The 11,852-nt window shown below is 48.5% G+C and carries 8 protein-coding genes; 5 read left to right on the top strand and 3 right to left on the bottom strand.

Going from position 1 to position 11,852, the window contains the following annotated elements; translation table 11 throughout:
* Positions 1-3: 3 nt before the first annotated feature.
* Genes QZ367_RS07315 through QZ367_RS07305 form a run of 3 tightly spaced genes read left to right on the top strand, consistent with a single transcriptional unit; the run spans position 4 to position 3,066 of the window.
* Positions 4-1,155, top strand: coding sequence for an MBL fold metallo-hydrolase (locus tag QZ367_RS07315; protein ID WP_004318461.1), 1,152 nt, complete (start codon positions 4-6; stop codon positions 1,153-1,155).
* A complete protein-coding gene (locus QZ367_RS07310) occupies positions 1,148-2,914 on the top strand; it encodes a GTP-binding protein (RefSeq protein ID WP_291939026.1) in 1,767 nt (588 codons plus the stop codon). The genes QZ367_RS07315 and QZ367_RS07310 overlap by 8 nt, the downstream gene beginning before the upstream one ends.
* Before the next feature lie 11 nt (positions 2,915-2,925).
* On the top strand, positions 2,926-3,066 hold the full coding sequence (locus QZ367_RS07305) for a hypothetical protein (RefSeq protein ID WP_291939024.1): 141 nt from the start codon (positions 2,926-2,928) through the stop codon (positions 3,064-3,066).
* A 54-nt stretch (positions 3,067-3,120) separates the two neighbouring features.
* Here the strand turns inward: QZ367_RS07305 and QZ367_RS07300 are convergent, their stop codons facing one another.
* From QZ367_RS07300 to QZ367_RS07290, 3 genes are all read right to left on the bottom strand, one after another.
* Entirely contained in the window at positions 3,121-3,957 is an 837-nt protein-coding gene (locus QZ367_RS07300; RefSeq protein WP_291939020.1) for a TIGR01777 family oxidoreductase, read from the bottom strand.
* A gap of 227 nt (positions 3,958-4,184) precedes the next feature.
* The gene (locus QZ367_RS07295) at positions 4,185-6,557 is read right to left on the bottom strand and encodes a ribonucleoside-diphosphate reductase subunit alpha (RefSeq protein ID WP_291939017.1); all 2,373 of its coding nucleotides are present in this window, start codon (positions 6,555-6,557) and stop codon (positions 4,185-4,187) included.
* Positions 6,558-6,937: 380 nt separating this feature from the next.
* Complete coding sequence (locus QZ367_RS07290; RefSeq protein ID WP_291939015.1) at positions 6,938-8,386, bottom strand: DUF945 family protein; 1,449 nt, start codon at positions 8,384-8,386, stop codon at positions 6,938-6,940.
* Between the two features lie 138 nt (positions 8,387-8,524).
* On the opposite strand from QZ367_RS07290, the gene QZ367_RS07285 reads away from it, so the two are divergent.
* Together QZ367_RS07285 and recJ are read left to right on the top strand one after the other, a co-directional pair.
* On the top strand, positions 8,525-10,156 hold the full coding sequence (locus tag QZ367_RS07285; RefSeq protein ID WP_291939014.1) for a CTP synthase: 1,632 nt from the start codon (positions 8,525-8,527) through the stop codon (positions 10,154-10,156).
* Positions 10,146-11,726: a single-stranded-DNA-specific exonuclease RecJ gene (gene recJ, locus QZ367_RS07280; RefSeq protein WP_291939012.1), complete on the top strand. Its 1,581-nt coding sequence runs from the start codon at positions 10,146-10,148 to the stop codon at positions 11,724-11,726. Before QZ367_RS07285 ends, recJ begins: the two co-directional genes overlap by 11 nt.
* The last annotated feature ends 126 nt before the right edge of the window (positions 11,727-11,852 follow it).

The following is an 11,852-nucleotide window of genomic DNA, read 5'->3' as shown; positions in this document are numbered from 1 at the left end:
GAGATGAATGAAGCTAGAAGAGATTTTATAAAAGGCGGCGCAGCGGGCATAGGACTCGGCGCACTTGCATCGATGGGGGTATTTTCATACTCTCCTGCGAGGGAATTTTTTCTTCCGGATGAAGTGCGAAAGATGACCGATTTTGGCGCGATTAAAAGCGTTGAAGTTACCAATATCTCCGAAACGAGCTGGTTTGACAACTCGATGCTGATGGGAGATATTAAAGGCGCAGGCGGACTGCTAGTCAACCAATATCTATTTAACTGGCCGCCGTTCGGTAACGGCAAAGGGCTTGCTAAAGGTAGCTACGAAGAGGGAATTTCACAAATCAAGCATCTTCTACCCGATAAAATAGATGAGGCTTGGGAGGTAACCAAAAAGCTCTCCGTAAATCCCGATAACGCCGGCGGCTACTCCGCTTTGATAGAGATAGAGCGCCTAAACGGCGAAAAGAAAAAATATCTGCTTGATTGCGGCTGGTCATATAAGTGGATGCACGAGTGTTTTAAGCGGGAGGGGATCGATAAGATGCTGCAAAGCGGCGAAATAGACACCCTCATAATGTCGCACGAGCACTACGATCACTTTTGGGCGCTACCCGTCGTTTTAAAGTATAAGCCCGACATCAGGATCATAATCCACGAAGGCTTTTACCCGGAGGGCAGACAATATATTAAAGATTCAGGCCATAAAGGCGAGCTTGTAGTGTTTAAAAAGGGTAGAAACGAGATTGAGCCCGGAATGTGTACGTTTTGCTACGACTGCCCTATCATTACGAGAGTTTTTGGCGAACAGTCGATATTCGTAAACGTCAAAGACAAAGGTCTTGTGAGTATCACGGGCTGCTGCCATCAAGGCATCATTACTTTTTCGGACTCCGCACATAAGGAGCTTAAGTACGACAACGACCAACTCTACGGGCTTTACGGCGGACTTCATATCTCGCCGTTTGACGACTGGGATCCAAAATACGACGATCTGGTTATCGGGCTGAAAAGATGGAACTACCAGGTCATGGCGTGCAACCACTGCACGGGTCTGCTGACCGTGCAAAAATTCGTTCGCGAGGGCTATCCGATCGTAAAGGGCACGGCTAGATTTAGAACCAAAACGTCCGATTATCTCGGTAACGGCGATAAGGTTAAATTTGGATAGAAGCATGGAATTTCAAGATATTTTCCCTTTGAAATTTAAATACTCGTTTGAGGATTACAGGTCGCTTATGAGATGTATATTGATGAAGTCTCTTTACGATAGCGACGTAAAATCCTCAAGCAGGTATCAGGGGATGTATAAGGGGAACTATTTTAATGAATGCTGGAGCATCAAATTTGGCTTTTACAGCGGAATTTACGGTATCGTTTTACGAGAGGTGAAAGAGGATGCGGGCGTATTTGAGCTTTATTATTTCCCCTCCGCAAACGACGAACTGCTCGGTAGCGTCTCGCTTTTTGAAGCCGTTTTGGCCGGAGAGCCGGATTTTTTAACAAAAGTGCGAAATTTCTCCGCGCGCGAGGAGCTTTTAAATAATTTCTGCGTCGCTACGATCTATTTAAAGCCGCAAGAGCGGGGCATAGAGCTATCTTTTAAAACAAAGCTCAGAGATAGATCGTACGCAAAGGACGGCGTGCGCGTAGAGGGCAAACAGATCATAGCAAAAGAGGGGCTCGATAAAAATTTCCCCTGCTTTAGGGTGTCGCTTGCGTTTATGAACTTTTTGCATATTGCGCTTTGTAAAATTTACGAGCCGCGCTACGAAAGCTTTGAAATTTACAAAAAAGCGGCTCGCGCCGTGATCTACGACAAAGATCGAAATTTAAAAAGCAAAGCAGATCCGCTCTGCGGCGAAATTTTTGTAAATTCAATCTACGGCGAGGACGCGGGTGACGGGCGCATTAAATTTGACGATAGATCTTTTAAGAAGCTGTCCGGCTCGGCAGCTTTGTTTAAATTTTTGTTGCGTTTAGCCAAGGAGGGTAAAAAGCAAATTTTTATGCAAGGCGGCGAGCGGCCGAATTTTTTCATCATCACCGGTTATCTAGGCTCGGGCAAGACGAAATTTATCCAAAATTTCATCGAGCATGAAACGGCGCAAAATAGATTTACCGGCATCATTCAAAACGAGATCGGCAAAATAGGCCTTGACGGCGCGCTGCTGGACGCCAAATACGCGCTCGTAGAGATTGACGAGGGGTGCGTTTGCTGCTCCATGGCGGGGCAGATCAAGCTCGCGATCTCGCAGCTTAAGCCCAAAAAGCCCGACAGCATCGTGCTTGAAACCACGGGCGTCGCCAATCCTTTCAATATCTTAAGCGAGCTAAACGAGATCAAAGACGCGGTCAATCTATGCGCTATCGTCACCGTCGTCGATGGGGCGAATTTTTTAAAAGAGCGGGGCAGATCAAAAATAATGCTCGAGCAGATCAAGGCCGCCGACGTCATAGTGCTCAATAAAATCGATCTGATCTCGCTCGAGCAGAAGGAGCAGATACGGCAAATTTTGATTCAAAACAACCGCTGCGCCGAGATATTCGAGACGGTGGGCGCCGAGCTAAATCCAAACTACCTGCTCTACCGTCAGAGTGATACCTCGTATATGGCGTCCGTCCTACTCGAGGGCAAAATGCACGCGACGCACGAAGACGAAGGGATAGTCTCGTTTAAAAAGGACCTTCCTGAGGGCATCGATAGGCAAAATTTCATCAAATTTATGAGCGATATACCGGAAAATTTTTACCGCATCAAAGGGCTTGCGAGCTTCGAAGATGATGAGGCTCAATACGTCGTGCAGTTCGTAAACGGTAAATTTGAGATAACGCCTTTTAGCGACCGCAAACGCTGCGATAATTTTTTGGTCTTCATCGGGCGAGGGATAGATGAAAGCGCTTTCTCGACCGAACTTTTGAGGGCATAGAGGGTAAACTTGTGTGTATTTTGAACGACGATGCGGCACGACTTTATAAAAACGATAAAATACCGCCGCCAAAATTAAATTTAAACGCGCAGTTTGGCTTGATCTTTTGCGGTAAATTTCCCGAATCGATCGCTACGCCGGGATTTATGTAGTGCGCCGCTTGCTCTTGAAAGTCATTCAGGTCGTTTGCTCTACTTTAAAACTTTTTATCCCAAAATATCCTCAAGCGCCGTTTTTAGATCGCTAAATTTAAAGCTAAATCCGCTTTTTATCAAGGCCTGCGGATAAACCTTTGTGCCTTCAAGCAGTACGCTTGACCCCTCGCCCAGCATCAAATTTAACGCAAATTTAGGTACTTTAAAAAACGTCGGTCGCCCCAAAACCTCGCCTAAAATTTTAGTAAATTCGCCGTTTGTGCTAGGAGTCGGCGAAACGAGATTAAAAACGCCGCTTTGACGGTTTTGTAAGACAAATTTAAACGCCTCCATCAAATCCGTTACGCAAATCCAGCAAAACGCTTGCTCGCCGCTGGCGATCTTACCGCCAAGACCGAGCCTAAATGCGGGCAGCATCTTAGCTAGCGCGCCGCCTCGTCCCAGCACCACGCCTAAGCGAAATATCGCCGTTTGCGTCCGCGCTTTAGCGGCCTCGCTCTCCCACTCGCATGCCAGCTCGCCCAAAAATCCGCGGTCAAATTTGACCGAGCTCTCGTCGTGACCAAGCCCGTTTTCATATATCCCGACGGCTGAAGCACTGATGAAAAATGGCGGATTTTCTAGCTCGTTTATAGCGCAAACTAGCGTGCGCGTCGTCTCTATCCTGCTTGTGCGAAGACGCTTCTTATAGGCCTCGCTCCATCTGGCCGCGATAGAGGCGCCGGCTAAATTTATAACCGCGTCGCAGCCTTTGATGAGGTTTTTGAGCGCGTCTTTGTCGGCGTAGGCGGCCCTTGGGATAGCTACTATCTCGTGCCCCTGGGCTCTAAAAAATCTGCAAAGCTCGCCGCCGATAAATCCGCTTGCACCGTTTACGGCTATTTTCATATTTTGCCTTTTTGATAAATTTACTTTGACGCGTGCGATCAAATTTGATGCGGCGCAGGGTTAAATTTGGCGTCAAATTTAATGCCAAAAGTCAAGCCGTTGCGCTTAAATTTGACGGCGAAACGAGGGCTTAAATTTGCCGTCAAATTTGCTTTTTAAAATACTCTTTCACGCCGTTTTCGCCATCTAGTTGCGAGCATAAATTTTCTAGCGCGGCGAATAAATTTTTACTGACACCCTTCGCACTCGATCGAGCGGTCCGCGACGTTGTTTAGTTTCTCGCTATCGGGGCTTTCGGAGCGTAGATAGTAGGTCGATTTTAGCCCTAGCTGCCATGCGAGCGTGTAAATTTCGCTCAGATAGCCGCCGCTTGCCTTATCTAGGCTCATGAAGATATTTAGGCTCTGGCCTTGATCGATCCATTTTTGGCGGATGGCGCCCGCCTTTACGAGCAGGCGCTGATCGAGCTCGTACGCAGGCACGTACGCCTGCCACGTTTCCGGGCTTAAATTCGGCACGACGACCGGGATCATGCCGCTTAGGTTGTGCTCGAACCACTTGCGCTTATATACCGGCTCGATCGTCTGCGTGGTGCCTACGAGTATGCTGATGCTCGATGTCGGCGCGATCGCCATCAGGTAGCCGTTTCGCATGCCGTCGCGCTTTACTTTCTCGCGCAGTCCGTCCCAGTCGCAGCTGCTCTGCTCAAAAAGCCCGCCGCGCTTAACGAGCGCTTTGGCGTTTTCGTTCGCCAAATCGATCGGAAAAATTCCTTCGCTCCACTTCGATCCCGCAAAATCAGGGTACCTGCCCTTTTCTACGGCTAAATTTGAACTTGCCTTGATCGCGTTGAAACTCACGTTTTCCATTACCCTATCGATCAGCTCGAAGTGCTCGTAGCTGCCCCACTTCACGCCGCGCTCGGCCAGCATCTGCGCCTCGCCCATTACGCCGAGCCCTATCGCGCGGGTTTTTAGATTGGTGTGTTTGACCTTGGCGTGCGGGTAAAAATTTAGATCGATGACGTTATCGAGCATCCTCACGGCGATCGGCATCACGCGAGCTATCTCCTCGCGGCTGTTGATTTTGCTTAAATTTACGCTTGCGAGGTTACAAACCGCCGTCGCGCCCTCGCTGCAGCCCTTTTCTACGATAAAAATTTCTTTTCCGCCCAGCGTGTCTAGCGCGGTGATCTTTTTCGCCTTTTTTACGATGCCCGCGTCGGTTCTTACATCTTCGTTTTCCTCAAACAGCCTCTCGCTGCCGTCAGCGAAAACGACTTTGATTTTGTAGTGGTTCGGCGCCGTGTTTTGAAAGATCTCCGTGCATAAATTTGAGCTTCTGATTAAACCTTGATGCGCGTTTGGATTGATGCGGTTGGCGTTATCTTTGAAGCATAAAAAGGGCATTCCAGTCTCAAAATAGCTCGTTAAAATTTTCTTCCAAAGCTCCTTTGCCAGGATCGTAGATTTTGAAATTTTATCGTCGGCCTCGTACTGCTCGTAGCGCGCTTCAAATTCCGCGCCATATAGATCGCTCAGATCGCTTACTTCTGCGGGATCGAAGAGCGTCCATTTGCCGCCGCTTTGAAGTCTTTTCATAAACAGATCGTTTATCCACAGCGCGGGGAAAATTTCATGCGCGCGGCGCCTCTCCTCGCCTGAGTTTTTGCGCAGATCGAGGAAGTCGCTCACGTCCATATGCCACGGCTCGATATACACGGCGATAGCGCCCTTGCGCGTACCCAGCTGATCGACGGCGACGGCGATGTCGTTCGTGATCTTTAAAAACGGGATGATGCCGCCCGCGGCGTTTTTATGCCCGTCGATGCTGCCGCCCATCGCGCGCACCTTGCACCAGTCCCAGCCGATGCCGCCGCCGAATTTGCTCAGAAGCGCCATCTCTTTGTAGCTATCGAAAATTCCTTCGATATTATCGGGAGTGGAGCCTACATAGCAGCTACTTAGCTGATGTCGAGTCGTGCGGGCGTTTGAAAGCGTAGGAGTAGCCAGCATGACTTCAAATTTAGATATGAGATCGTAAAATTTCTTCGCCCAGCTCTGGCAGTCAAGCTCGTTTTGCGCAAGGAACATCGCGATCGCCATAAACATCTGCTGCGGAAGCTCGATCGGCGCGCCGCTTTTATCCTTGATGAGGTAGCGATCGTAAAGCGTCTTGATGCCGAGATAATTAAACTGCAAATCGCGCTGCGGCTGCAAATAAGAATTTAGATCCTCTAGATCGTATTTTTCCTTTAAGCCGAGCATTATACGGCCCGCCGCCTCGCCGCGAGCGAAGTAATCTTGCAGGCTGTTGTAGCCGCTAAAGCCCGTTACTTTGTGATACAGATCGTATAAAAATAGCCGCGCGGCGACGAAGGTCCAGTTCGGGCGGTCCACGTCGATCTTCTCGACCGCGGTTTTAATGAGGGTTTGTTGGATCTCCTCCGTGGTGATCATATCGCGAAACTGGATCTTTGCGTCCACCTCAAGCTCGCTAAGGCTTACGTTTTCCAGCCCCTCCACTGCCTCGCTCGTGTATTTTTTGATCTTACTTACGTCAAGTTCCTCGGTTCTGCCGTTACGTTTGATTACTTTCATATCGTTCCTTGAAATTTAAAAATGCAAATTTAGCGTTAGTTTCCCAATATAAAATACGTCGTCAAAAGAGGCGGCATAATAAATGCCTCAAATCCGCCGTCTTTTAAATTTACGCTAGCTGCGCTGCAAAAGCGCGCATTATAGCCAAAATTGCTTAAGCCTATCTGTCATTAAAGGATAAAATTTTTCGATTGTAGAATCAAAATTTAGCTGGGCGGGCGGAAACGATGCGGTAAAATTCTAGCGAAATTTTATGGTGGCGCCGCGGAATTTTACAGGGAAAAATTTGAGCGGAGCTTTGCGAAATTCTGCTTCGAAAAAGTAAGAAATAAAAAGAGCTTTGCGAACAGGTTTAAAATTTGCCCGCAAAGCTTAAAAATTTAATTGTGCGGTAGCGGGATAGGCTTTCCGTTTAAGATCATAGAGTTGCTTGCCTTATCGAAGCTAAACTCCATCTTAACTCCATCTCCGTCAGGCTTAAGAAACTGCGAGCCGTAAACTTCCGCCATCGGCGCAAAATCGCGCAGGCTGTCATAAGGCGATAAGAAGTCCGTGATGGTTGTATTTATCGTAGCTTTGCCGTCCAAGCTCATGCGCTTAAAAAGCTGCGTCTCGTCGATGTAGCCGCCTACTAGCGCGCTTGCGTTAAAAGTAAATTTCTTACCGAGGCTATTTTCAAACGAAAAATCATTCACGTTGATTTTCATATCATCTTTTAGCAGCTTCATAAAAAGCTCTTTATTTTCCGCTAATTTTTCGCCTTCTTGCGGATTTGAGATAACAGACAGATATTTTTCGAAAAGTGCGGCGCTAAAGCTGGTATCGACACCTAAATGGATGTTTCGCACTAGCACATCGGCGATTTTTAGGCTTTGGGCTTTATCGCTTTCGTTGAAATTTAAAATTCCATCTTTTATGCGGTAGCTACCTTCTGTGCTCATATCCGTAACTACGACGAAGCGCTGCTTATCTACAGTTACGACGAGCTCTTTTGTGCTGCCTGCAAAATCTATGTCATTCAAAAAGAGCTTAGTTATATTATCGTCTAGATCTTGGATGCCATTTTTAAAGTTTGCCTCGTAGATAAGATCCTTCACATCAAGACCCGAATCCTTGCCGTCGTCTATAAAAATTTCACCGATTTTAAAGCCCAAGGCTTTTATCGTTTTACCGCTCATATCGCTCGTGCCATTTAGACTAAGGCCTGCAAGACGTCCTATTCCGCCATCTTCGAGCACATTTATATCGGCTAGCTTTGCGCTAAATTTAACCTCTGTAGGCCCGTAGTTTAGATGCGTGCTAAGCGGCGCGTCAGTCTTAAACAGCTTCTTGCAAGGCTCCGCGTAATATGGCGTCTTAATCGTTAAAATTCCGTCGCTCTCAAATCCATCCGCAGCGTTTTTTACGCTATGCTTGATAGTGTAGTCATAGCGAAAAGCAAAATCTTCCGGGAAAATTTTAGCAGGATCCGGCTCGTCCGTATCGTTGCTATCTTGCGCGCCTGCTTTTTCCTTTAACTTGCTAAAGCCCTCGGCAAGGCTTTTTTGTAGTTTCTCTTTTTTTACTACGCCTTCGATAAAGCCGCTTGAGTTGCTATCTCCCGGATAAAATTTAGCGCTTTTAGTCTCGAAAATTTCGTTTCTAGCGATAAATTCCGCAATCTGCTGCTCAATCGCGGCGCTGGCACTCTTGCCAACCGCACCGTCAACCGTTTTGGTTATGCTATCGTTTACACTTTTAGCTACGCCCGTTTTAGCGTCCTTTGTCGCTACAAAAACGCCCACTATAAGCGCTACGATGACCACTAAAGCCGCGATGATCTTTTTCATCATCTCTCCTTTAAATTTAAAATTTATTTGGGTGCGTATTGTGCCGTAAATTTCTAAAATTTTCAAATTCTAGCTTAGTGTGCTTTAACCTAAAAGAAGTTATAATCGCGGCATTAATATCAAAATTTAGGAAAACTTATGGCAAAACAAACGAAATATATTTTCGTCACCGGCGGAGTGCTGAGCTCGCTGGGTAAGGGCATTGCGGCGGCGTCGATCGCGACGCTTTTAAAGCACGCTGGGCTTAAAGTGCGCATACTAAAGGCGGATCCTTATATCAACGTCGATCCGGGCACCATGAGCCCGCTGGAGCACGGAGAGGTTTTTGTCACTGACGACGGCGCGGAGACCGATCTGGATTTGGGGCATTATGAGCGGTTCTTGGATGAAAATTTAAGCCAAGACAACAACTTCACCACGGGCAAAGTTTACAGCTCCGTCATCGAAAAGGAGCGCAGAGGCGATTATCTAGGTAAGACGATCCAGGTGATCCCTCACATCGTAGGCGAGATCGTGCGCCGTATAAAAAAGGCAGGCGAGGGCAACGACGTGCTGATCGTCGAGATCGGAGGTACCGTAGGCGACATCGAGGGGCTACCGTTTTTAGAGGCGATCCGCGCGATGAGAGTGGAGCTTGGTAGGGTAAATACGATGAATATCCACCTCACGCTCGTGCCTTTTATAAAGGTCGCGGGCGAGCTCAAAACAAAGCCCACGCAGCATAGCGTAGGCGAGCTGCGCCGCATCGGTATTAGCCCCGATATGATAATCTGCCGCTCCGAAATGCCGCTAAATCGCGCGCTTAAAGATAAGATCGCGCTAAGCTGCGGCGTGGATAAAAACTGCGTCATTGAAAGCCCCGATAGCGCGAGCATCTATCAGATCCCGCTTGCGTTTTTGAAGCAGGATATTTTAACGCCGATCGCGGAGACTCTAAGCTTAAATAAGCTTGAAGTCGATATGAGCAACTGGGACAGCCTCGTTAAGCGCGTCATCGTGCCTACGAACGAAACTACGATCGCCTTCGTCGGCAAATATATCGATCTGAAAGAAAGCTACAAATCCCTCACCGAGGGGATCATCCACGCGGGTGCGACGCTTGATACGCGGATAAGCTTAAAATGGGTCGACAGCGAAAAAATTGAAGCAAGCAATGTGGATGAAATTTTTCGCGACGTAAACGGAATTTTGGTCGCGGGCGGCTTCGGCTCGCGCGGGGTAGAGGGTAAAATTTTAGCCATAAACTACGCGCGGGTGCGCAAGGTGCCGTTTTTGGGAATTTGCCTAGGGATGCAGCTTGCGATGGTGGAGTTTGCGCGCAACGTCTTAAAACTAAAAAACGCCAACTCTGCGGAATTTGACCCGCAGACCGAAGATCCGGTGATTTACCTCATCGATAGCTTTATCGACGCAAGCGGCAAAAAGCAGATCCGCACGCACAAATCCCCTATGGGCGGCACTATGCGGCTGGGCGGCTATGACTGCGACGTCAAAAAAGGCTCGCTTTTGGGTAAAATTTACGGCGAGCAAAAGACCATCCGCGAGCGCCACCGCCACCGCTACGAAGCCAATCCGAAGTACCGCGCCGAGTTTGAAAAGCACGGTCTTATCGTCTGCGGCGAGAGCGACGGGCTTATCGAAGCGGTCGAGCTAAAAAACCATCCGTTTTTTCTGGGCGTGCAGTTTCACCCGGAATTTACCAGCCGTTTAGTGCGCCCAAATCCCGCTATTTTGGGCTTTATCGAAGCATCTATAAAAAATGCTAGGTAAAAATGAGATAAGGGAAATTCTAAAATCGAGATTTGCGAACGATCGGCATACTAAAATTTCTGAAATTCCCTTACCCTGCGATCTGAAAGATACCTATAAGGCGGCTTTGCGCATAAAAACTGCCATCGAAGAAAACCAGCGCATAGCCGTAGTCGGCGATTACGACGTCGACGGTATCGTAAGCACCGTCATAATGAGCGATTTTTTCAATCAAATAGGCGCGGATTACGTCATTAAGATACCAAACCGCTTTACCGACGGATATGGGCTAAACAGTGAGATCATAGGCGAGCTTGAGGATGTGGATCTCATCATCACCGTAGATAACGGCACCTCCGCGACGGAAGCCGCCGAAATTTGCGCGCAAAAGGGGATCGATCTTATCATCACCGATCATCACATGCCTCCGCCCGTGCTGCCTAGAGCTTACGCGATAATCAATCCGAAGCAGCCTGACTGCACCTTCCCAAATATCGAAATTTGCGGCGCGCAGGTAGCGTGGTATCTCGTGGGCGCGCTAAAAGAAACCCTCGGCGTGAACTACGATATGGCAAGCTCGATGGATATCCTCATCATCGCCATAATCGCCGATATGATGGAGCTGCGCGATATGAACCGCGCACTTTTGCGCTTCGGCATCAAGCGGCTAAATAGCTCGAACCGCGCCTGCTTCAAGGCGATTAAGGAGCATTATTTCAAAAAACATTTCGAATTTGACGATATCAGCTACACGATCGCGCCGCTTATCAACTGCACGGGGCGGATGGACGATGCGACGATGTCGTATAACTTTTTATGCGCCAAAAATATCAGAGAGGCAAACCACTACTTAGAGACGATAAATTCGATCAACAACTCGCGCAAAGAGGAGGAGAAAAGCCTCTACGACGAGATCGTAAAAAGCGTCGATCCCAGCGACAACGTCATCGTCGTGTGGGGTCCGCAGTGGCACGAAGGGATCATCGGCATCGTCGCAAGCCGCCTAAGCAAGACCTACAAAAAGCCCGCGATCGTCTTTAGCGTAAGCGACTCGCGCGCCAAAGGAAGCGCGCGCAGCATCGGTAAATTCGACATTTTAGAGCTGATCTCCTCGCAAAGCGAAATTTTAACGACTTTCGGCGGGCACAAGGGCGCTGCGGGCGTGGGGATCGATCCTGCGCTACTTCAGGAGTTTAAGCGCCGCGTAAATGAGCGCATTACGCCCAAGGATCTGAGCGATTTTAGCGCGCAAGACGATCTGCTGGGCGAGCTGGACGCGTCGCAGATAGACTTCGAGCTGCTTGAAATTTTAGAATTTTACGAGCCGTACGGGCAGAAAAATCCGCGCCCGCTCTTTTGTATCAAAGGTGCGCGCGCCCGCAATATCAGAGAGATCGGCAAGGAGGGCAAGCATATCAAAATGGCGCTTGATAAAAACGGCGGCAGCGCCGAGGCGCTGTTTTTCAACTACGACTTTTTGCCGCGCGCCGGCGAGCGAGTGGACGCGATCTTTACGATTAGCAAAAACAACTTCCGCGGCACGATCACGCCCGAGCTCATCATCAAGGAGCTAACCCCGAGCGAGAGCTAAATTTTAAAATTTAAGCCGGCTTGGCGTGTATTTCGCTCCGGACACGGCCTTTAAATTTAGCGCTCGATCTGTTAGCTTAGTGCACATTGCGCACTCGGCGGGTTCGCCCTACTACAGCGTCCATCT

Origin of the sequence: Campylobacter sp., assembly GCF_019423325.1 — a bacterium.
Classification (GTDB): Bacteria; Campylobacterota; Campylobacteria; order Campylobacterales; family Campylobacteraceae; genus Campylobacter_B.
This window is presented reverse-complemented; position numbering and strand designations above follow the sequence as displayed.

Bases quoted from the DNA above. Each gene is read 5' to 3' on its own strand.
- QZ367_RS07300 (WP_291939020.1), bottom strand. From the start codon at position 3,957: ATGAAAATAGCCGTAAACGGTGCAAGCGGATTTATCGGCGGCGAGCTT.
- QZ367_RS07290 (WP_291939015.1), bottom strand. From the start codon at position 8,386: ATGAAAAAGATCATCGCGGCTTTAGTGGTCATCGTAGCGCTTATAGTG.
- recJ (WP_291939012.1), top strand. From the start codon at position 10,146: ATGCTAGGTAAAAATGAGATAAGGGAAATTCTAAAATCGAGATTTGCG.
- QZ367_RS07285 (WP_291939014.1), top strand. From the start codon at position 8,525: ATGGCAAAACAAACGAAATATATTTTCGTCACCGGCGGAGTGCTGAGC.
- QZ367_RS07315 (WP_004318461.1), top strand. From the start codon at position 4: ATGAATGAAGCTAGAAGAGATTTTATAAAAGGCGGCGCAGCGGGCATA.
- QZ367_RS07295 (WP_291939017.1), bottom strand. From the start codon at position 6,557: ATGAAAGTAATCAAACGTAACGGCAGAACCGAGGAACTTGACGTAAGT.